This is a genomic window from Methylobacterium sp. PvP105 (assembly GCF_017876975.1).
Lineage (GTDB): Bacteria > Pseudomonadota > Alphaproteobacteria > Rhizobiales > Beijerinckiaceae > Methylobacterium > Methylobacterium radiotolerans.
In genome coordinates, this window is sequence record NZ_JAGIPA010000001.1 from 2,789,820 (window position 1) to 2,813,172 (window position 23,353).

Here is a 23,353-nt window from a genome sequence, read left to right on the forward strand (position 1 = left end):
GCCGCGCCGCGGGCCGTCGCGGCGGCAAGCGGGCCGGGGACGGTCGCGCCCGGCGGCGCGAAGATCGCGCGCGTCGGGATGTTCATCTCCCCGGAGCGCGCGAGATCGTGGCCTGATCTCCGGAACGATCCGATCGGAGATGCCGCTCCTCGTCGTCCCGGAGCGTCTCGGAGCGGAGGCGCGGCGCCACGCCGGGTCGATGCAGCGCTTGGCCCGGCACGGTCCGGCGGGCCGGACCGACGGCCGGGATCGTTGCTGCTGGCCGCCGCGCCCGCGGGAGACGAAAATTTCGGCGTGCAAAACCCCGGGCGCGGTCCCGCGCGGGGCCGCGCCCGCGGCTCAGGCGGCGCGCACCGTCGCGAGGAAGCGCCCGACCTCGGCGGCGAGGTGCTCGGACTGACGCGACAGCGCGGAGGCCGCGCCGAGCACCTGCCCCGCCGCCGCGCCCGTCTCCCCGGCGGCACCCGCCACGCGCGCGATCGTGCCGGTCACCGCCCCGGTCCCCTGCGCGGCCTCCCCGACGTTGCGCACGATCTCCTGGGTGGCCGCGCCCTGCTGCTCCACGGCGGCCGCGATCGAGGTCGCCACGGCGTCGATCTCGCGGATGCGCGCCGTGATCGCGCCGACCGCGCCGACCGCCTGCCCGGTCACGCCCTGAACCCGCGCGATCTGCCCCGAGATCTCCGCCGTCGCCCTGGCGGTCTGCTCGGCCAGGGCCTTCACCTCGGAGGCCACGACCGCGAAGCCGCGCCCGGCCGTGCCGGCACGGGCCGCCTCGATGGTGGCGTTGAGCGCGAGCAGGTTCGTCTGGCCGGCGATCGCGGCGATCAGCCCGGCGACGTCGCCGATCCGCGTCACGGCCGCGCTGAGCTCCTGCACCAGCGCGCCGGTCCGGTCGGCCTCGCCGACCGCCGCCTGGGCGAGGCCGGCCGAGCCCTGGACCTGCCGGCCGATCTCCTGCACCGAAGCGCCCAGTTCCTCGGCGGCCGCCGCGACCGTGCCGACGTTGGCGGCCGCTTCCTCGGCCGCCGCCGCGACCGTGCGGGACTGGATCGAGGTCTGGCCGGCCAAGCCCGACATGGAACCGGCGGTGGCCTGCAGCTCGGTGGCCGCGGCCGAGACCTGCCCGATGATGCCCCCGACCGCGGCCTCGAAACCGTCCGCCATCTGGCGCATGCCGGCACGGCGCTGCGCCTCGGCCGAGGCGCGGGCCCGCGCCGTCTCCGCCTCGAGCTGCCGGGTGCGGATCAGGTTGTCCTTGAACACCTGCACGGCGGCGGCCATCCGGCCGATCTCCTCGGTGCCGCCGGAGCGGGGCACCGCCCGCTCGAGGTCTCCCCCGGCGAGGCCGTCCATCGTGTCGGTCAGCGCCCGGATCGGGCGGGCGACGCCCCGGCCGATCAGCGTCGCCAGGCCGGCGATCACCAGCGCGGCGAGGGCGGCGCCGGCGAGGAGGCGTTGGAGGGCCGGGCGCACCTGATCGGCGGTGTCGTCCGCGTAGATCCCGGTCCCGATGATCCAGCCCCAGGGCGCGAAACCCTTCACGTAGGAGATCTTGGGCACGGGCCGGTCGAGGCCCGGTTTCGGCCAGCTATAGGCGACGAACCCCGCCCCCGCCCGGCGAACCTGCTCCACCATCGCGACGAAGAGGTGCTTGCCGGCCGGATCGGTGAGGCCGCCGACATCCTGACCGATCAGCGCGTCCTTCGGATGCAGCAGCATCCGCGGCTGCATGTCCTGGATCCAGAAATACTCGCTGCCGGCGTAGTGCAGGCCGCGGATCTCCGCGATCGCGGCGGCCTGGGCGGCCGCGCGGCTCATCCGCCCCGCCCGCTCCTCGCCCTCGAAGTAGGCCAGCGCCCCGTGCGCCGCCTCGACGAGGTTGCGGGTCTGCAGCGCGCGCGCGTCGCCGATCACCCGGGACAGGTCCCAGGCCGCCAGCCCGATCAGCACCGCCATGCCGAGCAGGGCCATCGCGGTGATCAACTGGAGACGGGTGCCGATGCGCAGGGTCATGGGAATCCGGGCGTCGCGGCGCAGGGCCGCCGCGTCCGACGCGGGGTGCATGCGCGAGAGGGGGAGAGCTTCGTGGAGGCTATAAGCGGCAGGCCGGAACGCAGTTCGGTCGGCGAAGGCGGCTTATGTCATCACAGGTAATAAGAAGTTATGTCCGAATAGATTGGAATATGGCGCTAATAGTATGCGTATATATGGCTGATGCTGATTGAGGTTGTGTTCCAGGTCCCGGCCTGACGGACGGCCCGGCGGACGGCCATCGGCATCACCGACGCCGTCGGTTCCCGTTCCCGTTCCCGGTCCGGTCGTGGAATCGTCCCGATCGAGGTCGTCGGAGGGGCGGGACAGGCGCCCGGCCCGGATCGGCGACGGTCATCCTCGAGCCGTCCTCGAGCCGTCCTCGGCCCGGTCGCCGCACGACCGGGAGCGGCTCTCGCGGGCCGCCGAAGAGGGCGTGGTGCGCGCCGCGGGGGCGAGCGGGTTCAGGTCGTCCGCTCAGGTCGTCCGCTCAGGCCGCGCGCAGCACCGCGATCTCGTCGATCGTCGCGGCCGCCTGGGCCCGGAGGGTGGACAGCAGCGCGGTGACGTCGTCGCCCGCGCGGCAGGCCGTCTCGAAGGCCCGGCAGGTCGCGGCCAGATCCACGAAGCCGATCATGCTGGCCGCCGACACCATGGCGTGCGCGTCCCCCATCAGCCGCGTCCGGTCGCCGTCGGGCGCCGCCGGCCCGAACCGCTCGGCGAGTTCCTTCGCCAGCATCGCCAGGAGATCGCCCATCCGCGCCCGGCCGACCATCGCGGTCATCTCGTCCAGGGTGGCGCGGTCGATCGTGCCCCCGCGGCGCGGCGGCTCCGCGCGGGGCCCCGCCCAGCGGTCGATCGCGGCGAGCAGCGCGTCCGCGCGGAACGGCTTGCCGATATGGTCGTCGAGCCCGGCGGCGCGCAGCTCGGCCACCTGCTGCGGCAGGACGTTCGCCGTCATCGCGAGGATCGGCAGGCGGCCGGCGGCGCCGCCCAGGGCGCGGATCCTCCGGGTCGCCGCGATGCCGTCCATCACGGGCATCTGCACGTCCATCAGCACGAGGTCGTAGGACCGCCGCTGGACGGCCGCCACCGCGGCGACCCCGTCGGCCACCACGTCCACCGCGTGCCCGGCGCGCTCCAGGATCGTCCGGGCGAGGTCCTGGTTGAGCGGCACGTCCTCGGCCAGGAGCAGGCGGCGGCCGGTCGCGCGGGCGATCGCCGAGGCCGGCGCGGTCTCGCGGGCCGGGGGGAAGGCGGCGGGCAGGTCGGCTTCGAACCAGAAGGTCGAGCCGTGACCGACCGTGCTCGCGACGCCGATCGTCCCGCCCATCAGCGTGACGAGGGATTTCGAGATGGCGAGCCCCAGCCCGGTGCCGCCGTACTCGCGGCTGATCGAGCCGTCGACCTGCGAGAAGCGCCGGAACAGGCGGTCGCACTTGTCGGTCGGGATGCCGATGCCGGTGTCGCGGACCGCGAAGCGCAGCCGCGTCCCGCCGGTCGCGCTGGCGGCGTCCGGGCTGACCCGGACCGACAGGTCGATGCCGCCCGAGGCGGTGAACTTCATGGCGTTGTTGAGCAGGTTGAGCAGGATCTGCCGGAGGCGGTCCTCGTCGCCCTCGATCCAGTCGGGCAGGCCCGGGCCGAGGGCGACCGTGAGGGCGAGCCCCTTGCGCTCCGCCGAGGGGCGCACGATCGACACCGCGTTGTCGATCAGCGCCTCCAGGGCGAAGGGCCGGGGCACGATCTCGATCTGGCCGGCCTCGACCTTCGAGAAGTCGAGGACGTCGTTGACCACCGTCAGGAGCGCGGCTCCGGCGGTGCGGATCCGGTCGGCGTTCCGGCGCGCCGCCGGGCCGAGATCCGTCCCGTCGAGGAGCAGGTCGGCGTAGCCGATCACCCCGTTGAGCGGGGTGCGGATCTCGTGGCTCATGGCGGCGAGGAACTCGCTCTTGGCCGCGCTCGCCCGCTCCGCCTGCAGGCACGCGGCGTCGGCCGCCGCCTTGGCGTCGAGGAGCGCCGCCTCGGCGGCCTTGCGGGCGGTGACGTCGATGTTGAGGCCGATCATCCGCCGCGCCTGCCCGGGCGCGCCGCGCCCGACGCCGTTGATCCAGCGCACGCCCCCGTCCGGGGTGGGGACGCGGAACTCGATCGAGAAGGTCTCCCCCGCGGCCGCGGCCGCCGCGGCGATCTCCATCGCGCGCTCCCCGTCGCCGCGGTCGATCAGCGCGAGCCAGTCCCGGGTGTCGAGGACGTGGTTCCGGTCGGTCTCGATGCCGTGGAGGCGCGCGCTCTCGGGGGACCACTCGATCCGGCCGCTGTCGAGGTCGAGGTGCCACGTTCCGGCATGCGCGGCCTGCTGGGCGAGGTGCAGCAGGCTGCTGGCAGCCTCCACCTCGCGCCGGGCGGTGACGATCTCGTCGATGTCCAGGGCGGTGCCGAGCATGCCCACCATGGTCTCGCCCTGCCAGATCGGCAGGAGCACGATCTTGTGCCAGCGGTAGGGGCCGTCGTGCCGCTGCAGGCGGCCCTCGACCTCGTAGGGCGCGCGGCGGGTGGGGGCCTCCGACCAGAGCCGCTCCATCCGCTCCGCGTCGTCGGGATGGGTCCGGGCGATCCGGGCGGCGCGCGTCGGGCCGATCGGGCCGTAGTAATCCTCGAAGCGCCGGTTGACGTAGGAGGCGTCGCCGGTCTCGATGCTGGCGATCCAGACGAGCTGCGGCAGCGCGTCCGCCAGGGCCCGGTAGCGGGCCTCGCTCAGGCGCAGGGCGTCCTCCGCGGCCTTGCGGGCGCTCACGTCGCGCAGGGTCGCGACGTAGCCGTCCGGGGCGCCGGTCGCCCGGTCGTGGGTCAGGCTGAACGAGATCTCCAGCCAGACCCAGTGCCCGTCCCGGTGCCGGTAGCGCTGGGAGGTCAGGGCGCGGGACGCGCGGCCGCCGGTGAGGTCGTCGAGCACGCGGCGGTACGCGCCGACCTCGTCGGGGTGGACGAAGTCGAGGGGGTGGGTGCCGATCAGGTCCTGCGGGTCGTAGCCCAGGACGGCGCGCACCGCCGGCGAGACGTAGCGGCGGCGGGCGGTCAGGTCGGACCAGATGATGATGTCGGTGGCGTTCTCGGCCAGCAGCCGGTAGCGGCGCTCGCTCTCCTCCAGCGCCCGCTCGGCGATCCGGTTCTGCGTCACGTCGCCGAAGGTCAGGACGGTGCCGCCGTCCGGCAGGGCCGAGCACCGGACTTCCAGGATCAGCCCGCTGGGCAGGCGCCAGTCGAACAGCGGCGGCAGCGGGCCCCGCCCGCGCCCGGCCGTCGCGAAGCCCGGATCGGACCCGGCCTCCGCGAAGTCGCCGCGGGCCCGCTGGTAGGCGTGGATGTCCGGGAGGGCGACGCCCGCCCGCAGGATGTCGTCCGGCAGGTCGAGGAGGTCCGCGGCGCTCCGGTTGAACGCGCGCACCCGCCGGCCGGCATCGAGGACGACGAGGCCCTGCTCCATGCTGTCCAGCGTGCCGCGCAGGATCATGTCGGTCTCGCGCGCCCGCCGCTCCGACTGGACGAGGTCGGTCACATCGAGGATGAGGCCGTGCAGGGCCACGAGCGCGCCGTCGGGCCCGGACTCGGGCAGCCCCTGGATGATCGCGTCCAGCACGGTCCCGTCCGGGCGGACGACGCGGGCCCGCGCCTGGTAGGGGATGGCCGGCCGGCTCCCCTCCAGGATCCCCTCGAGCCGCGCGACCAGGGCGGCGCGGTCGTCCGGATGATAGCAGGCGACGTGCTCGGCGAGCGGCAGGTCGCACGCGCCGGGCGTCCCGAGCAGCCGCGCGAGATTCGCCGACCGGGTCACCCGGCGGGTGCACGGATCGAGGCGCCACTGCCCGAAGCCGGGGGCCCCGTCCCAGGGGGCAGGCTCGCCCGCGGCCTGAGGCCGAGCGGGATCCGGCGGCGCGGCCGGGCGGGTCGCGTCAGTCTGCATCGGCGCTTGCGGATCCCTGCCAGCGACGCGGACCGCGCCCGGACGCGCCGGCGGCGCGCATATCGGCACGAACCTGCTCGTGCGATGGTTGCGGATTCCTTGCCGGCACCGTGCGGCATTCGGCGCCTGTCACCCCGCGATCACGATCGCTTGAGGGCCCGGCGCGCCGGAGCGTGTCGCGGCGCGGACGGGAGCAGACCTACCGCACCAGCCGCTCGACGATCGCCCGCACCTGCGCGCGATCCGCCGGCTGCGGGTCGACCGAGCGATGGATCGTCAGGCCCTCGATCATCGCGTCGAGGGCCTTGGCGGTCTCCGGCGCGAAGTGCCGCCCCAGGGCCGCGCGGCTCTTGGCCATCCAGTCCTGCATCACCCGGCGCAGCGGCGGGTTCCGGGCCGCGAAGGCGTAGAGCTCGTAGCTCAGCAGCATCGTGCGCGGGCTCGCCCAGATGTCGCTCACGATCAGGTCGACCACGGCCTCGCAGGCCTCGTCGACGGTCGCGGCCGCGGCGAGCCGGTCGGCGAACCGCGCCGAGACCGTGTCGGCCAGCCCGGTGAACGCTTCCGTCAGCAGCGCGTCGAGGCTGTCGAAATGGTAGGTCATGGAGCCGAGCGGCACGTCGGCCGCCGCCGCGACCCGGCGGTGGGTCGTGCCGGCGACGCCGTGCTCGGCGACGACGTCGAGGGTCGCCCGGACGATGCGCGCCCGGCGATCCGGGTCGAAACGGCGCTGGGCGGCGGGCAAGCAGACCTCCTCGGATCCGGTTCAGGGCAGCCGGGCCGTGACGCGCGCGGCCTCGATGTGTACATCTGTACGCATGGCTGGGGCCCGCGGTGTCGGGCCGGAGGCGGACCGACGCGGCCGGAGGGAGGTTCTCACCGTGACGACAGAGATCATGAAGACCCAGAAGCAGAAGATGCTGGCCGGCGAGCTGTACTGCGCCGACGACCCGGAGCTGGCCGCCGACAACCGGCGCATCTCGGAATGGATGGACCGGTATAACGCCACGCAGACGCGGAGCCAGCCCGAGCGGCAGGCACTCCTGGAGGAGGCCTTCGCGCGCGTCGGTCCGGGCTGCAACATCCGGCCGCCGTTCCACTGCGACTACGGCTACAACATCAGCCTGGGCCGCGGCGTGTTCCTGAACTTCGGGTGCGCGATCCTCGACGTGATGTCGGTCACGATCGGCGACCTGACGCAGATCGGCACGGCCGTGCAGATCCTGACACCCGATCATCCGCGCGACCCGGCGCAGCGGCGGCAGATGCTGGAATTCGCCCGCCCGGTGGTGATCGGCGCCAATGTCTGGATCGGCAGCGGCGCGATCATCCTCCCCGGGGTCACGATCGGCGACGACGCGATCGTCGGGGCGGGCAGCGTGGTCACGCGCGACGTCCCGGCCGGCGTCACCGTGGTGGGGAACCCGGCGCGGCCGCGGCCCTGAGGGGATGAGGGGGCGCGGGGCGCGCGCTGCGTGGGGGAGCGGTCCGGCCGCGTCGGCCCTCCGCCGAGCCTGCCGGAGCTCCCGTCCGGGCCGGAGCTCCCGTCCGGGCCGGACCTGCCGGGGACGCCGACGACCGGTCGCGGCCGGTTCACACGGCCGCGCGGCCAAGCTGAGCGGCCCCGCGGCGTCGCTGCCGCGGGCCGGGTGGGGCCGATGCCGGGATCGCGGCACCGGGATCGCGGCACCGGGATCGAACGGCCGGCGCGGCCCGTCCCCTGACCGGCCGCGCCGGCGTTCGGGCGCGGGGTGGCGGCTGGATCAGTCCTTGCGGATCGGGGCCGCCGGAGCGCCTGTCTCGCCGAAGCCGAAATCGGCCAGCCGGTAGGAGAGCTGCGCGAACCCGCCGTAGCGACCGGTCTCGAACTTCATCGGGCTGGGCGGCGAGAACGGGAAGGCCGTCGTGTGCGCCTTGTCGGCCTGGAGCTGCCAGTAGCGGCCGCCGACGCCGACGCTGACGGACGGCGTCAGGTCGTACGCGATGATCCCCTCCAGGAAGTAGCCGTCGCCGCGGCCGCCTTCCGGCCCCGGGTTGATGTCGGGCCGCAGCCAGTGCCGGTCGACGCCGCTCAGGCTCACGACCGGCAGGTAGGCGCCTTCCAGGCTCAGCCGGACCCGGTCGAACCGCGCTTCGCCGATCACGCCGACGCGCAGCGCGTTCCACTGCATGCTCTCGCCCAGCGTCTTCATGCTGGTCGGGTAGGGTCTGGCGCAGGGAGTCCCGCCCGCCACCTGACGGCAGCCGTAGCCGTTATACAGTTCGGACGCGAACTGGTAGCCGAGGAAGCCGCCGAGCTTGTACCCGTCCCGGCGCAGCACGTCGTAGCCGAGATCGATCACGCCGTAGCCGATGTCGCCGTCCTTGATCAGCGACAGCGTCTTCGAGTAGCGGCGCAGGGCGGGCGGGAAGTCCTCGTCGGCGAGGCGGCCGCCGGTGACGCCGCCCGAGCCGAGGAAGCCCTTGGCGAACAGGCCGGTGGGGTTGTGCTCGAGCCGGGCGAAGCTCTCGCCGGCATGGGCCTGGGCGTTGGCGTAGGTCAGGCGGGAGTTGAGCTGGCCCGGCGCGTCGGGGTCGCCGAGCTTCTCGCGCGGGGTCCCGGCGCTGAAGAAGTAGCGCAGGCCGCCCTCGACATCCCAGGTCGCCGGGCCGGCCAGCGCGACCGGCGGCAGGTCGGGCAGCCCGGCTCCGAACCGGTAATTGAGGCCGACGCGGGCCAGGAAGCCGTCCGTCGCGACCCGCGAGCCGGCGTGGTAGCCGGTCAGCACGGGGTACGACGGAGCCGGGAGGACCGCCCGGGAGCCGAGATCGTAGTAGAGACCCTCGACCTTGGCGGAGAGGTGCTCGCTGAAGGCGTGCTCGATGCCGGCGCCGGCCACGTAGCCCAGGCGCACCGCGCCCTGGCGCCCGTCGAACAGCGGGAAACCGGCCAGCGACAGGTTGTTGTCGGTCCGGACCGTGCCCGCGGCGAGGCCGCCCGTGGCGTAGACGAGGGTGCGATCGACGGCGAAGCCGATCCTGCCGCGCAGGGTGGCGAGCTCGTCCAGCCTCTGGCCGGAATGGGCGACGCTGCGGCGATAGAAGCCGCCGCCCGCGGCCGGAAAGGCGCCTTCGCGGCGATCGTAGCCCCACAGCCGGGTGAATTGGTAATCCGCGGCGGCGCCGGCGACGAAGCCGGAATTCACCTGCCAATCGTAGCCGACCTCGGCGCCGCCGACGAAGCTCCCGTCCGAGGCCCGCTTCGATGGAATGACCGGGCAGTTCCGGGCTCCGGGCTGCCCGTCCGGACCTGTGCAGACGAACTGCGTGGCCCGATCGAGGGTCCCGTAACCGGCGAACAGGCCGGCATGCGCTCCGGTCCAGGAGAAGATCGGCACGGCCGTCACCGCCGGCGGAAGGGCCCTCCGCGGGAGGTCCGCCGCCATCGCGGTCTGCGACAGCAGGCACAGGAGAAGTCCGGAACTCGAGATGCGATACATGTAGTGTCCCCCGCCGCGCGTCGTCGAAGGCATGAGCGTCAAGGTCTCTTCGTCGGTCAGGATTCGGATGCCGAAGTGGAGCTTCTGCTGATCTCGCGCGGTTCGCATAATGCGTTCTTATGACTAGGTCATGATGTCTCGATTTTGAAGCGCGAAGTTTTGATCTGTCTCATCAAATTTCACTCGCTCCGCAATCGTCGATGAGAGAAGTGTATTTTATCGATGTCGTGTATCTTCGAGACTTAGTATGTTGAGGGTGTATTGGAGTCATTGTCAGCGGAGATTTTGCTCTGATCTTCGGTCGCGCCGCGGCTTGGTTCCGTTCGCTTTTGCGGCCGGGTGATGCGTTCGTGCATCACCTGCGCCCTGCCCGGTCTAATCCAGGGCGGCCACGGGGCCGGGCCGCCGGCCCGACGCGATGCCCGTCGCGACACCGCTCCGGCGCGTTCGTGGCGGGGCGGCCCGGTCCGGGGAACCATCCGGGCAGCCCGAGCCTTCCTGGGCGGGATTGCGGGCGGACCCGGCCGCGAGTCCCCTGGAAACGCCCGCCCGTCTTGCCGGGCGGCGAGAGAGGAAACCTCACGTGCGTTCAACGATCATTGCCGCCGCCCTGCTGGCGGCCCTCGGCTCCGCCGTCGCGATCCCGGCCTCCGCCGCGCCGATCGGACCCGGCACGGGCGTGTCGGCGCCCGCCGGCATGGTCTCGACGGTCCAGATGGATCCCGTCGAGCGCCACATGATGCGCCGTCGCATGGAGCGCCGGATGATGCGCCACCGGATGGAGCGCCACATGATGCATCGGGAGATGCGTCGCGAGATGCGCCACCGCGAGATGCGTCGCGAGATGATGCGTCGCATGTGACGCGCATCCGCGCCGGGGCGGCGTCCGACCCGGCGCGGGCCGGGGCAGCGCCGCGAGGCGAGCTTCCCGCATCGCGGGGGCTGAGCTCGATTTGGCCGGGGGTGCCACGTCCGAGGCGATCGAACCATCCGCGCCCCGACGCGTTTCTGGCCACCGACAAGGGAGGATTGGTACGATGAAGGCGATTCTGGCAGCGGCCGCGGTGAGCCTCGGCATTCTGGGCGTGGTCGGCCCGGTCTCCGCGCAGCCGCGCCCCGACTACGACGATTACGGCGGGCGCGGTTACCGCGACCGCGGCGATTACGATTACCGGGACCGCGGCTACCGCGACCGGGACGATTACCGCGGCCGCGCCAATTACGGGTTCGACGAGCGCGAGTACCTGCGCTGCAACCCGGATGTCCGGCGCGCCGTGGCCAACGGCCAGATGGAATCGGGGGCTGCCCATTACCGGGTGTTCGGGCGCCGCGAGGGCCGGCGGCTGAGCTGCTGACCGGCTTCTGACCGGCTGCTGGTCGGATCGGCCGGTTCCCGACCGGGCGCGCCTACCGGGCGCGCGCCCGGTCGCGCAGCAGGTTGATGATCAGGGCCGTCCAGCCGGTCTGGTGCGCGGCGCCGAGGCCCCGCCCCGTATCCCCGTCGAAGAACTCGTGGAACAGCAGCGGCTCCTCGGCGCCCGGTGCCGGGGCGATCGGCGGACGGGTGCCGAAGGCCGGCCGGCGGCCTGTTTCGTCCTTGGCGAACAGGGCGATCAGGCGATCCTCCAGGGCGTCCGCGATGGCGCTGAGCGTGAGCAGCGCGCCCGAGCCCGTCGGGTATTCCACCCGGAAGTCGTCGCCGTAATAGGTGTGGAAGCGCCGCAGCGCCTCGACGATGAGGAAGTTCATCGGCATCCAGACCGGGCCGCGCCAGTTCGAGTTGCCGCCGAACATGTTCGACGTGGAATCGGCCGGGTCGTACCGGACCGTGAAGGAGGCGCCGAGCTCGTTGAGCACGTAGGGCGCGTCGCGGTGCACCTTCGACAGGGAGCGCACGCCGTAGGGCGAGAGGAACTCGGCCTCGTCGAGCATGCGGCGCAGGAGCGCCTTCATCCGGTGGCCGCGCAGCAGCGACAGCAGCTTGCGGTCCTTCACGCCGCCCTCGGTCCAGCGGGAGACCAGCCGGGCGAGGTGGGGCCGGTTCTCCAGCACCCAGTTCAGGCGCCGGGCGAAGTCCGGCAGCCGGTGGAGCACCGAGGGCTCGATCACCTCGACGGCGAAGAGCGGGACCAGCCCGACCATGGAGCGGACCCGCAACGGCAGCATCCCGCCGCCGGGGATGTCGACCTCGTCGTAGTAGAACTCGTCGATCTCGTCCCACAGGCCGAACCCGCCGCCCTCCCCGCCCCCTGACCCGCCCATGTCGGTCATGGCCTCGGCGATGAGCAGGAAGTGCTCGAAGAACTTGGAGGCGGTGCTCTCGTAGACGTCGTTGTGGAGGGCGAGCTCCAGGGCGATGCGCATCATGTTGAGCGCGTACATCGCCATCCAGGCGGTGCCGTCGGCCTGGTGCACCACCCCGAAGCCCGGGGGCGGGCGCGAGCGGTCGAACACGCCGACATTGTCGAGTCCCAGGAAGCCGCCCTGGAAGACGTTGCGCCCCTGCGCGTCCTTGCGGTTCACCCACCAGGAGAAGTTGATCAGGAGCTTGTGGAACACGCCTTCCAGGAAGGCGAGGTCGCCGCGCCCGCCCCGCCGGTCCCGGTCGATCTCGAACACCCGGTAGGTGGCCCAGGCGTGGACCGGCGGGTTGGCGTCGCCGAACTCCCACTCGTAGGCCGGGAGCTGGCCGTTCGGGTGCATGTACCATTCGCGGGTCAGCAGCAGGAGCTGCTTCTTGGCGAAGTCCGGGTCCAGCAGGGCGAGCGGCAGGCAGTGGAAGGCGAGGTCCCAGGCGGCGAACCAGGGATATTCCCAGGTGTCGGGCATCGACAGCACGTCGGCCGCCGCGAAGTGGCGCCACTGGCCGTTGCGGCCGCCCGCGCGCGCGCGGGGCGGCGGCGGCTGGAGCGGGTCGCCCTCCAGCCAGCGCCGCACGTCGTAGCAGTAGAGCTGCTTCGACCAGATCAGGCCGGCGGCGGCCTGGCGGAAGATCGCGCGGGACTCCGGGCTCGCGATGCCGTCCTGCAATTCCTCGTAGAACGCGTCGGCCTCGGCGACCCGGCGGCGGACCAGGGAGCCGTCGTCGACGGCCCGGGCGCGCAGGCCCGCCGACAGCCGCAGGCGGACCCGGGCGGTCTCCCCGGGCGCCAGCCGCAGCGCGTAGTGCAGGCCGAGCTTGGTGCCCGCGTCCCGGCGCACCGCAGCGGGATCGCCGTCGACGATCGCCGCGTGGAGCCCGTCCTTGAACGGCCCGGGGGCGTCCGGCTGCCCGCCGTGCCGCCGCAGGTTGGTGTCGTTCTCGCAGAACAGGAGGTCCGGCGCCCCGTCGAAGGCGAGCCGGTACGGCCCGAGCCGGTCGTGGGTGCAGATCGCGCCCCCGTCGGGCGCGCGGGCGATCCGCGGGCGCGCCTGCCCGGCCGGCCCCGCCTGCCACGACCACGTGTTGCGGAACCAGAGCTGCGGGACGAGGTGGAGGTCGGCGGGCTCGGGCCCCCGGTTCAGCGCGGTGATCACCGCGTGGACGTCGTCGGCGTCGGCCTTGGCGTACTCCACGGTGACGTCGAAGAACCGGTCCCCGTCGAAGACGCCCGTCTCCTCGATCTCGTACTCGGGCTGCTCCCGCCCGCGCCGCCCGTTCTCGGCGACGAGGTCCGCGTAGGGAAAGGCCGCCTGCGGGTAGCGGTAGAGCATCTTCAGGTAGGCGTGGCTCGGGACCGCGTCGAGGTAGTGGTAGACCTCCTTCACGTCCTCGCCGTGGTTGCCCTCCTGGTTGGTCAGGCCGAACAGCCGCTCCTTGAGGATGCGGTCGCGCCCGTTCCAGAGGGCGAGAGAAAGGCAGAGGCCGCCGCGCTCGTCGCAGATCCCCGCCAGCCCGTCCTCGCCCCAGCGATAGGCGCGCGAGCGGGCGTCCTCGTGCGTCAGGGCGGCCCAGGCGTTGCCGCAGGGGCTGTAATCCTCCCGCACGGTCCCCCATTGCCGCTCGCTGAGGTAGGGACCCCAGAGCGACCACGCCCGCTCGCCCCGGCCCTGCTCGGCGATCCGGCGGCGCTCGGCCCAGTCTACCGACGCGTCCCGACCCTCGCCCCGATCCCCGTCCCGATCCTCGTCCGCGCGCGGCCCCATCAGCCGCGTCCCCGACGCGGGCTCGGTCGGCTGGGGCTGGGGGCGCGGCGGGGACAGGAGGCGGCCATCGGTCACGGCGGGTTGCTGCGGATGCGCCGGCCCGATGCATCATTGACGCCAGCCCGGCCCGGCCTGCCGCGCGGCCGCCACACAGCTCCGCGAGGGCGAGCCCTCCGGCCCCGCGGCCCGCCCGTCCCCGGGCCGTCCCGGCCCGCCCCGAAACCTTGACCCCGGTGAAGGTGAGCGACAGGATCGCGCCGGCTGGTCTGCGACTCGACGCGCGGCGATCCGCGTTGATCTGTCCGAATTCAGCGTTCGTCGGCGATCTGTCCGGCCACATCTTGGGGGAAAGATGACGCGATTACTGATAGCCGGCCTGGCCGGGCTGCTGTTCATGACCGCGGCGCGAGGTCAGGAGGGCGGCGCGCCGGTGAAGATCGGCGTCGCCGCGCCCATGACCGGGCCGAACGCCGCCTTCGGCGCCCAGATCCGGAACGGCGTGAGCCAGGCGGTCGAGGACCTGAACAGGGCCGGGACGCTGAAGGGCACGACGCTGACCGTCACGGTCGGCGACGACGCCTCCGACCCGAAGCAGGGCGTCTCGGTGGCCAACAAGTTCGCCAGCGACGGCGTGAAGATGGTCGTCGGCGACTACAACTCGGGCGTCACGATCCCGGCCTCCGACGTCTACCTCGACGCCGGCATCATCCAGGTCACGCCGGCCTCCACGAGCGTGAAGTTCACCGAGCGCGGCATGTGGAACACGTTCCGCACCTGCAGCCGCGACGACCAGCAGGGCGCGGTGGCGGGCAGCTACCTGGCCGCGCACTTCCCGGGCAAGAAGATCGCCTTCGTCCACGACAAGACCCCCTACGGCAAGGGTCTGGCCGACGAGACGCTGAAGACCTTTCGGGCCAAGGGCGGCAGGGAGGTGCTGTTCGAGGGCATCAACCCGGGCGAGAAGGATTATTCCGCCCTCGTCTCCAAGATGAAGTCGGCCAACGTCGACGTCGTCTATTTCGGCGGCGTGCACACCGAGGCCGGGCTGATCATCCGGCAGATGCGTGACCAGGGCCTGACCGCCCGCATGATGAGCGGCGACGCCATCCCCGACAAGGAATTCGTCCAGATTGCCGGCCCGGGCGCGGCCGGGACTCTGATGACCTTCGCGCCGGACGCCCGCAAGAACCCGAACGCCAGGGGCGTGGTGGCGGCGTTCAACGCCCGGGGCATCGATCCCGAGGCCTACACGCTCTACGCCTACGCGGCCGTGCAGGTCCTGGCGAAGGCGATGGCCGAGACGGGCTCCAGCGACGGCCGGGCGCTCGCGGACTGGCTGCACCAGGGCAAGCCGGTGGACACGGTGGTCGGGCCGATCGCCTACGACAGGAAGGGCGACCTGACCCGGCCCGACTACGTGATCTACGAGTGGACGAAGGGTCCGGACGGCCGGATCGACTACGCCGGGCACGAAGTGGCGCCGTAGGCCGGGCGGGCCGGGCCGGCCGCCGCCTCACCTAATTGGATGAGGGCGGCTGCCTGAACGTGGCGGCCGCGCAGGGCTTATGCTTCCCCCGACTGCGCCGCCATCCGCAGAGGGAGCCTTCATGTTCGACTTCAGCCAGCTCCGGTGCTTCGCCGCCGTGGCGGAGGAGCTGCATTTCGGGCGTGCGGCCGCCCGGCTGAACATGACGCAGCCGCCGCTGTCGCGGCAGATCCAGGTTCTGGAGCGCGTCCTCGACGTGCAGCTCCTGGAGCGCACCAGCCGCACCGTCCGGCTGACCGCCGCCGGCCGCAGCTTCCTGCCCGAGGCCCAGCGCATCCTGCGGCTCGCCGAGACCGCGACCCACGTCACCCGGCAGGTGGCGGCGGGGCGGGCGGGCGTCCTCAAGTTCGGCTTCACGGCCGCCTCGGCCTACGACTTCCTGCCGCGCCTCGTCACCGCGTTCCGGCGGGCGCTGCCGGACGTGACCCTCGCGCTGCGCGAGATGGTCAGCAAGGACCAGATCGAGGAGCTGCTCGCCGGCCGGATCGACGCCGCGCTGGTGCGCCCGCCGGTGACGCACCCGGACCTGATCGCCGTCCGGGCGCTGGCCGAGCCCCTGGTGGTGGCCCTGCCGGCCGGGAACCCCCTGGCCCTGCGCGACGGGCTCACCCCCGCCGATCTCGGGCGCGAGCCGCTCATCGGCTACGCGCCCAACGAGGCGCGCTACTTCCACGACCTCGTCCTGGGCCTGCTCGCCGAGGCCGAGATCCGGCCCCCTATGGTCCAGCAGCTGACGCAGATCCACTCGATCCTGGCCCTGGTCCGGGCGTCGCTCGGCATCGCCCTGGTGCCGGCCGCCGCCGAGCGCCTGCGCTTCGAGGGCGTGGTGTTTCGGCCCCTCGCCCTGCCGGCGCCGCGCCCGGTGGAGCTCCTCCTCGCGTGGCGGCGCGACGCGGACGACCCGCTCATCGCCCAGCTGGTCTCGATCGTGGCCGAGATGCCGCCCGCGTGAGCCCACACGGTCGATCGATGCTCGATCCGCATCGATCGATCCAGTGTTTGGCTTTGACCTCGCGGCGGAAGGCTGCGCGTGATGGGGCGGACGGCGCGCAGACGCCGCGACGCGCCCGCGCGCAGGGAGGATCGTGATGGACAGCCTCACCAACCGCTTCAAGGCGGCCCTCGCCGAGGGGCGCCAGCAGATCGGCCTGTGGTGCAGCCTCGCCAGTCCCATCTCCACCGAGGTGGTCGCCGGGGCCGGGTTCGACTGGCTGCTCCTCGACATGGAGCACTCGGCCAACGACCTCCGGGACATCTACGCCCAGCTCCAGGCGATGATGGAGGGCGACACGCACCCGATGGTGCGGGTGCCGAGCGACGACCCGATCACCATCAAGCGCGTCCTCGACGCCGGCGCGCAGTCGCTGATGATCCCCAACATCGACGATGCCGAGCAGGCTGCCCGGGTGGTCGCGGCGACCCGCTACGCGCCGCGGGGCATCCGCGGCTTCTCGCAGGCGCCCCGCGCCGCCCGGTTCGGCCGGATCAAGGACTACCACACCCGTTGCGAGGCCGAGATCTTCGTGGCGGTGCAGGTCGAGTCCCGCCGCGCCCTCGACAATCTGGACGCGATCGCCGCCGTGGAGGGCGTCGACGGCGTGTTCATCGGGCCCGGCGACCTGTCGACCAGCCTCGGCTATCTCGGCCAGCAGGGCCATCCGGAGGTGGTCTCCACTATCGAGGCGGCGATCGCCCGGATCGTCAAGGCCGGCAAGCAGGCCGGCATCCTCACGCCGAGCGAGGAGCTGGCCCGCCGCTACATCGCGGCCGGCACCCGCTTCACCGCGGTGGGCTCCGACATGGGGCTGCTCGCCCGCAACGCCGAGGCGCTCGCCGCCCGCTTCCGCGCCTGAGTTCCGCAACCGGGATCGCTACGCATGAACATCGGATTCATCGGCCTCGGCATCATGGGCGCGCCCATGGCCGGACACCTGATCGCGGCGGGCCACAGCCTGTTCCTCAAGTCCCGGCGCGGCGTGCCCGAGGCCCTGCTCGCGGCGGGCGGCACCGCCTGCGCCACCGCAGCCGAGGTGGCCGAGCGCGCCGACACGATCATCCTGATGCTGCCCGACACCCCGGACGTGGAGCAGGTCCTGTTCGGGGCGGACGGGGTCGCCGGGGGGCTCAGCCCGGGCAAGACCGTGATCGACATGAGCTCGATCGCGCCGCTGGCCACCAAGGATTTCGCCGCCCGGATCGCCGAGCGGGGCGGCGCCTATCTCGACGCCCCGGTCTCCGGCGGCGAGGTCGGGGCCAAGAACGCCGCGCTCTCGATCATGGTCGGCGGCGAGGCCGAGACCTTCGCGCGCGCCGAGCCCCTGTTCGCCGCCATGGGCAAGACGGTCACGCATGTCGGCCCGGTCGGGTCCGGGCAGGTCGCCAAGGTCGCCAACCAGATCATCGTCGCCCTGACCATCGAGGCGGTGGCCGAGGGGCTGCTCTTCGCCTCGAAGGCCGGCGCCGACCCCGCCAAGGTGCGGCAGGCGATCACCGGCGGGCTGGCCACCTCGCGGATCCTGGAGCTGCATGGCGCGCGGATGATCGAGCGGACCTTCGACCCCGGCTTCCGCATCGGCCTGCACCAGAAGGACCTGAACCTCGCCCTGGACAACGCCCGGACGCTCGGCCTCAGCCTGCCCGCCACGGCGCTGGCGCAGCAGCTGTTCTCGGCCTGCGTGGCGCAGGGCGGCGCGGCCTGGGACCACTCCGCCCTGGTGAAGGCCCTGGAGGCCCTGGCGAACCACGCGGTCGGCGACGCCGCCTGATCCCGACAGGAGCCCGGACGGGCGCGAGACGGAAGGAGCATCCGATGCGGGCCGAGATCGAAGCCCCGACCCGCCCGCACCCGGCCGGCGCGGGGGCCGGCGGAGGGGCCGCAGGGGCCGCCGGAGACGTGCCGCGCACGATCCGCCTGAGCGCGCGCGACAACGTCGCGATCGTGGTCAACGCCTTCGGGCTGCCGGCCGGCACGGTGTTCCCGGACGGGCTGGAACTCGTCGAGTTCGTGCCGCAGGGCCACAAGGTCGCCCTCACCGACATCCCGGAGGGCGGCGAGGTCCGCCGCTACGGCGAGGTGGTGGGCATCGCGACGCAACCGATCCCGCGGGGCGCCTGGGTGGAGGAATCCCGCGTCGCCACGCCGGTCGCCCCGGCCCTCGACGCCCTGGAGATGGCCACCCGCGTGCCGGCCCCCCTGCCCCCGCTCGAGGGCTACACCTTCGAGGGCTACCGCAACCCGGACGGGTCGGTGGGCACCAAGAACATCCTGGCGATCTCGATCAGCGTCCAGTGCGTCGCCGGCACCCTCGACGTGGCGATCCGGCGGATCAAGCAGGAACTGCTGCCGCGCTTCCCCAACGTCGACGACGTGGTCGGCCTGACCCACGCCTACGGCTGCGGCGTCGCCATCAACGCCCCCGAGGCGGTGGTGCCGATCCGGACGCTCCAGAGCCTCGCGCGGAACCCGAATTTCGGCGGCGAGGTCATGGTCGTCGGACTCGGCTGCGAGAAGCTCGTCTCGGAGCGGCTCCTGCCCGACAGCGGCGCGGCCGGCGACGGGGTGGTGCGGCTCCAGGACGAGCGCCACCACGGCTTCTCGGCCATGATCGACAGCATCCTGACCATGGCCGAGGCGCGCCTCGCGGTGCTGAACCGCCGGACGCGCGAGACCTGCCCGGCCTCCGAGCTGGTGGTCGGCCTGCAATGCGGCGGCAGCGACGCCTTCTCGGGCGTCACCGCCAACCCGGCGCTCGGCTTCGCGGCCGACCTGCTGGTCCGCTGCGGCGCCACCGTGATGTTCTCCGAGGTGACCGAGGTGCGCGACGCGATCCACCTGCTCACCCCGCGCGCCAAGTCCCCGGAGGTCGCCGCGGCGCTGGTCCGCGAGATGGCGTGGTACGACGCCTACCTCGCCAAGGGCGAGGCCGACCGCCGCGCCAACCCGTCGCCGGGCAACAAGAAGGGCGGGCTCAACAACATCGTCGAGAAGGCGCTGGGCTCGGTCGCCAAATCGGGCACGAGCGCGATCTCCGGGGTCCTGGCGCCCGGCGAGCGCGTCCGCGAGAAGGGCCTGATCTTCGCCGCGACGCCGGCGAGCGACTTCGTCTGCGGCACGCTGCAGCTCGCCTCGGGCATCACCCTGCAGGTGTTCTCCACCGGCCGCGGCACGCCCTACGGGCTCAGTCAGGCGCCGGTGATCAAGGTCGCCACCCGCACGGAGCTCGCCGAGCGCTGGGCCGACCTGATCGACCTCGATGCCGGGCGCATCGCCACCGGCGCGGCGACGATCGAGGAGGTCGGCTGGGAGCTGTTCCACCTGATCCTCGACGTGGCGAGCGGGCGCAAGCGCCCCTGGTCGGACCGGTGGGGGCTGTTCAACGACCTGACCCTGTTCAACCCCGCGCCGATCACCTGAGACTCACCGGCGGGACGGCGTTGCGTCCCGCCGCGTCGTCAGCGTGGCCGGACTCTGCTAGGCAGCCGGCACTGCCATGACGCTGCCGATTCCCTCCCTCCGGACCCTGCTCTTCCGCCTGCACTGGGCGCTCGGCCTCACCGCCGGCCTCGTCCTCGCCCTGATGGGCCTGACCGGGGCGCTGATGAGCTACGAGGAGGCGGTCACCGCCTTCGCCAACCGCGACCGGCTCGAGGTCGCGCCCGGCGGCCGGACGGCGCTGGCCCCAGCGGCGCTGGCGGCGCGGATCGACGCGCAGGCGGGCGGCCGCGTCGCCAACGTGCTGACCCTGTCGGACGACCCGCGCGCGAGCGTCCACGTCCGCTTCGCCCGCGATCCCGAGACCCGCGCGCGGCCGCCCGCCGCCTACGCCGACCCCTACGACGGCGCGCTGCTCGGCCCGGTGCGGCTGGAGGGCGCCTTCACGACGGTGCGGGACCTGCACCGCTGGCTGTTGCTGCCCGGCGGGTCGAAGGGCTGGGGCCGCACGGTGACGGGCGCCTGCACCCTGGCGCTGCTGGCCTTCCTGGCGACCGGCCTCTACCTGCGCTGGCCCCGGATCCACCGCTGGCGGATCTGGCTGAAGCCGGCCCTGTCGCGGCCCGGCCGGCCGCGCTGGTGGTCGCTGCACGCCGTGGTCGGGACGTGGCTCCTGCCGGTCTACCTGGTCATCGCGCTGAGCGGCCTGACGTGGTCCTACCCGTGGTTCAAGGACGGCGCGACGCGGCTGCTCGCGGGCGCTCCGGACGCCGCGAAGCCGGCCGGCCGCAGGGCCGCCGGAAAGCCGGCCGATCCCGCCGTCAGCGGCCCGGCCGTCGACCGCGCCTGGGCGGATTTCCGCGCGCGGACCGGCGCGGAGGCCGGCACGGCGGTCCTGACCCTCCCGGGCGCCGACACGAAGGCGATCCGCATCCGCTGGCTGCCGAAGGGCGTCGACGCGCCGAGCGCCCGCAACGAGGACCGCTACGATCCCGCCACGGGCGCGCTGCTGGCCTCCGAGCGGGCCGCAGACGCGCCGCTGGGCCGGCGCCTCCTGGACAACGTCCTGGAGGTGCATCGCGGCCGCTTCTTCGGCGACCTCGTCGCGCTGCTGTTCTGCCTCGCGGCGCTGGCCATGCCGGGTTTCGCGGCGACCGGCCTGACGCTCTACGTCCTGCGCCGCCGCGCCGGGGCCCGCCGGAGGGCCGTCGAAGCCGGGGCGCCGGCGGGCGCCGTCCGAACGGCGAGCCCCTGACGGCAGCCTCCGGCGGGCCATCGTTCGATGGGGCCCGCCCCGCGCAGGTTTCGGCCCGTCAGAGCCGGGCGGTGATCGTCGCCAGCACCGTGAACGGCGCCCCGGGGGTGTTGTTGGTCGCGTTGGTCGGCGCCTCGATGTAGCGCGCGTTCGTCAGGTTGCGCATGTTCACCGACAGGCGCCAGTGGGCGTCGAAATCGTAGTACACGAGCGCGTCGAGCCGGTTGTAGGCGCCCACGGTGAAGCTGTTGTCGAGGTCGCCGTAGCGTCGGCCGACATGGGTGACGCCGAAGCCGAGCCCGAGCCCGCGCAGCGGGCCGTCCTGGAACGCGTAGGTCGTCCACAGGCTGCCGCTGAACACCGGCACGCCGGCGAGCCGGTTGCCGACCGCGAAGGTCGTGTCCTTGGTGATCCGCGCGTCGATCAGGCCGACGCTGCCGATGATGCTCCACCCGGGCAGGATCTCACCGGCGAGATCGGCCTCGACACCCCGCGACCGCTGCTGGCCGGTGATGACCGAGAAGGTGGGATTGCGCGGGTCGGTGGCCGCGACGTTGTCCCGGACGATCTGGAAGGCGGCCGCGCTCAGGGTCAGGCCGGGCGTGAGATCGACCCGGGTGCCGGCCTCGACCTGCTCGCCCGTGCTGGGCGGGGGGCTCGCCACGTTCAGCACGCTGGCGGTCTGCGGCAGGAACGACGTGGCGTAGCTCGCGTAGAAGGTCAGCGGCTCGAACGGCCGGTAGATCAGTCCGACCCGCGGCGAGGCGCCGAACAGGGTCTGCTCGGGCGGCTGGGTCCGCGAGGCCGGCTGGCGGTTGAAATAGTACTGGCTGCCGAGATCGAACCGGGCCCCGACGACGAGCTGCAAGCCCGGCGCGAGCACGATCTGGTCCTGGGCGTAGAGCCCGAACACCTCCAGCTTCTGCTTCAGGTCGGCCTGGAACTGGAGCGGCTGGAAGGCCGCGCCGAACATCGGGTTGAGGAAGCTGACCGGGGCGAGGTTGCCCTGCTGGGAGAAGGCGTGGCGGAAACCGTTCGAGTACTCGAGCCCGAGGAGCGCCGTATGGGCGAAGCCGAAAGTGTCGAACTTCATCACGGCCTCGGTCTGGCTGTCGACCGCGGCGAAGCGCGAGTTGACCGTGGCCTCACGCCGGCTCAGCAGCGTGCCGGCATTGTTGACCGATAGGGCACGGGCGGCGAACACGTCGAACGTGCCCCATTGCCCGGCGATGACCTGCCGGAGCGTCAGGTTCTCGTTGACGTCGTGCTCGGCCCGCATGGTGATCGTGTTGAAGGCGCCGAAGTAGCGCGAGGACGGCTCACCGTAGAACCGGCCGATGTTGTCGAGCGGGACGCGGCCGCGGAAGGCCACCAGCCCCTCGTCGTACTGGGTGTGCTGGTTGGTGAATTCCGAGTTCACGTAGACCCGGGTGTCGGCGCTCGGCGTCCAGCTGAAGGCCGGCGCCACGAAGACGCGCCGGTTGGTGTCGCCGCCGTAATTGCGGAAGGTCGGATCCTCCTGGGCGGCGAAGCTCAGGCGCGCGGCGAGTCCTTCGACGGCGGGCAGCGCGCTCGACACGGAGCCCTGGAAGCGCCGGAAGCCGAAGCTGCCACCCTGAACACTCGCGTCGGCCGTGGGCTCGAATGTCGGCCGGCGGGTCACGATGTTGATGACGCCGCCGGGATCTCCCCGCCCGAACAGCACCGAGGCCGGTCCCTTGATCACCTCGACGCGCTCCGCATCCACGAGGTCGCGCGTCACCGGGTAGAAGTTGATGGCCGGATCGACCAGCACGCCGTCGACGGCGAAGACCTGCGTGGAGAAGCCGCGGATCAGGTAGTTCTGCGACCGTCCCTGCACCGTGCTGCCGAGAACCACGTTGCTGACGTTGGTCACGGCATCGGTCAGCCGCAGGTCCTGCTGGTCGGTGATCACCGAGCGGGGCACGACGTTGATCGATTGCGGCGAGTCGCGCACCGGCGTGTCGGTGCGCGTGGCGGTCGCGGAGCGCGTCGCCCGGTAGCCGACGACGGGACCGTCGGCCCGCTCGCTGACGGGGCCCGTGCCCGCAACACTGAGTTCGGAGAGAACGACCTCGTCGGCGACCGGCTCGGATTGCGCGCGGATCTCTGTCGGCGCGAGCAGAAGGAGCGACGTCGCGAGCCCAGTGCTGCAGAAATTCAGGCGCGACCGGCAGTATTTGATGCGATCGACGACGTCGATCCGGGCGGCAGACATGCTTTAAAATCGTTCTCAAGAGCGACGTATCGACGCGATGCGGTATTTCTAGATTGCATACGCCGTCTTTTCTCAACGCCGATCGGGAAAGCCGCGGGTGACGCGCGCATCCTCTGCCCGGATGTGGCGCGGAAGGCACGTTTTGAGCGGCAATGCTTTGAAATGATTCAAAGATACCGACCTTTGCGTGTGCAATGCTGGGCTTTGCAACCGGCAACGGCCCGGGGCGCGCCGGGCGCGGGCCGACTCACGGCGACGCGCCCCGCCGGGGGCTACGCG

15 protein-coding genes are annotated in these 23,353 nt (G+C 72.6%); 9 read left to right on the plus strand and 6 right to left on the minus strand.

Annotated features, from left to right (window positions below):
* Positions 1 to 339: 339 nt before the first annotated feature.
* The 3 genes from J3A75_RS13255 to J3A75_RS13265 all read right to left on the minus strand — a co-directional run bounded on the left by J3A75_RS13255 (position 340) and on the right by J3A75_RS13265 (position 6,743).
* Positions 340 to 2,016 carry a methyl-accepting chemotaxis protein gene (locus tag J3A75_RS13255; protein ID WP_209650279.1) on the minus strand — a complete coding sequence of 559 codons (1,677 nt, stop codon included), beginning with the start codon at positions 2,014 to 2,016 and terminating at the stop codon, positions 340 to 342.
* 508 nt (positions 2,017 to 2,524) lie between these two features.
* The gene (locus tag J3A75_RS13260) at positions 2,525 to 5,998 is read right to left on the minus strand and encodes a PAS domain S-box protein (protein ID WP_209650280.1); all 3,474 of its coding nucleotides are present in this window, start codon (positions 5,996 to 5,998) and stop codon (positions 2,525 to 2,527) included.
* Between the two features lie 199 nt (positions 5,999 to 6,197).
* Positions 6,198 to 6,743 (minus strand): TetR/AcrR family transcriptional regulator, encoded by a 546-nt coding sequence (locus J3A75_RS13265; RefSeq protein WP_029360879.1) that lies wholly within the window; start codon positions 6,741 to 6,743, stop codon positions 6,198 to 6,200.
* A gap of 151 nt (positions 6,744 to 6,894) precedes the next feature.
* On the opposite strand from J3A75_RS13265, the gene J3A75_RS13270 reads away from it, so the two are divergent.
* Positions 6,895 to 7,443 carry a sugar O-acetyltransferase gene (locus tag J3A75_RS13270; RefSeq protein WP_041372302.1) on the plus strand — a complete coding sequence of 183 codons (549 nt, stop codon included), beginning with the start codon at positions 6,895 to 6,897 and terminating at the stop codon, positions 7,441 to 7,443.
* 318 nt (positions 7,444 to 7,761) lie between these two features.
* Here J3A75_RS13270 and J3A75_RS13275 read toward each other — a convergent pair whose 3' ends face one another.
* The gene (locus J3A75_RS13275; protein ID WP_209650281.1) at positions 7,762 to 9,477 is read right to left on the minus strand and encodes an outer membrane beta-barrel protein; all 1,716 of its coding nucleotides are present in this window, start codon (positions 9,475 to 9,477) and stop codon (positions 7,762 to 7,764) included.
* 583 nt (positions 9,478 to 10,060) lie between these two features.
* On the opposite strand from J3A75_RS13275, the gene J3A75_RS13280 reads away from it, so the two are divergent.
* Positions 10,061 to 10,339, plus strand: a complete 279-nt coding sequence (locus J3A75_RS13280) for a hypothetical protein (RefSeq protein WP_012318753.1) — start codon at positions 10,061 to 10,063, stop codon at positions 10,337 to 10,339.
* 175 nt (positions 10,340 to 10,514) lie between these two features.
* The gene (locus J3A75_RS13285) at positions 10,515 to 10,832 is read left to right on the plus strand and encodes a hypothetical protein (protein WP_012318754.1); all 318 of its coding nucleotides are present in this window, start codon (positions 10,515 to 10,517) and stop codon (positions 10,830 to 10,832) included.
* Positions 10,833 to 10,884: 52 nt separating this feature from the next.
* Here J3A75_RS13285 and J3A75_RS13290 read toward each other — a convergent pair whose 3' ends face one another.
* The gene (locus J3A75_RS13290) at positions 10,885 to 13,602 is read right to left on the minus strand and encodes an MGH1-like glycoside hydrolase domain-containing protein (protein WP_209650282.1); all 2,718 of its coding nucleotides are present in this window, start codon (positions 13,600 to 13,602) and stop codon (positions 10,885 to 10,887) included.
* Positions 13,603 to 13,954: 352 nt separating this feature from the next.
* Here J3A75_RS13290 and J3A75_RS13295 point away from each other — a divergent pair, with 352 nt between their 5' ends.
* The 6 genes from J3A75_RS13295 to J3A75_RS13320 all read left to right on the plus strand — a co-directional run bounded on the left by J3A75_RS13295 (position 13,955) and on the right by J3A75_RS13320 (position 20,835).
* The gene (locus J3A75_RS13295; RefSeq protein ID WP_116655533.1) at positions 13,955 to 15,088 is read left to right on the plus strand and encodes a branched-chain amino acid ABC transporter substrate-binding protein; all 1,134 of its coding nucleotides are present in this window, start codon (positions 13,955 to 13,957) and stop codon (positions 15,086 to 15,088) included.
* Positions 15,089 to 15,209: 121 nt separating this feature from the next.
* On the plus strand, positions 15,210 to 16,100 hold the full coding sequence (locus J3A75_RS13300; protein WP_012318757.1) for a LysR family transcriptional regulator: 891 nt from the start codon (positions 15,210 to 15,212) through the stop codon (positions 16,098 to 16,100).
* A gap of 136 nt (positions 16,101 to 16,236) precedes the next feature.
* Positions 16,237 to 17,001, plus strand: coding sequence for an HpcH/HpaI aldolase family protein (locus J3A75_RS13305; RefSeq protein ID WP_058621221.1), 765 nt, complete (start codon positions 16,237 to 16,239; stop codon positions 16,999 to 17,001).
* Positions 17,002 to 17,025: 24 nt separating this feature from the next.
* Positions 17,026 to 17,913: a 2-hydroxy-3-oxopropionate reductase gene (locus tag J3A75_RS13310; protein WP_012318759.1), complete on the plus strand. Its 888-nt coding sequence runs from the start codon at positions 17,026 to 17,028 to the stop codon at positions 17,911 to 17,913.
* A 44-nt stretch (positions 17,914 to 17,957) separates the two neighbouring features.
* Positions 17,958 to 19,562: a galactarate dehydratase gene (gene garD / locus J3A75_RS13315; RefSeq protein ID WP_024830365.1), complete on the plus strand. Its 1,605-nt coding sequence runs from the start codon at positions 17,958 to 17,960 to the stop codon at positions 19,560 to 19,562.
* Between the two features lie 76 nt (positions 19,563 to 19,638).
* Positions 19,639 to 20,835, plus strand: coding sequence for a PepSY-associated TM helix domain-containing protein (locus J3A75_RS13320; RefSeq protein WP_029360869.1), 1,197 nt, complete (start codon positions 19,639 to 19,641; stop codon positions 20,833 to 20,835).
* Between the two features lie 58 nt (positions 20,836 to 20,893).
* On the opposite strand, the gene J3A75_RS13325 is transcribed toward J3A75_RS13320, so the two are convergent.
* Positions 20,894 to 23,074, minus strand: coding sequence for a TonB-dependent siderophore receptor (locus J3A75_RS13325; RefSeq protein WP_024830363.1), 2,181 nt, complete (start codon positions 23,072 to 23,074; stop codon positions 20,894 to 20,896).
* Positions 23,075 to 23,353: the final 279 nt, after the last annotated feature.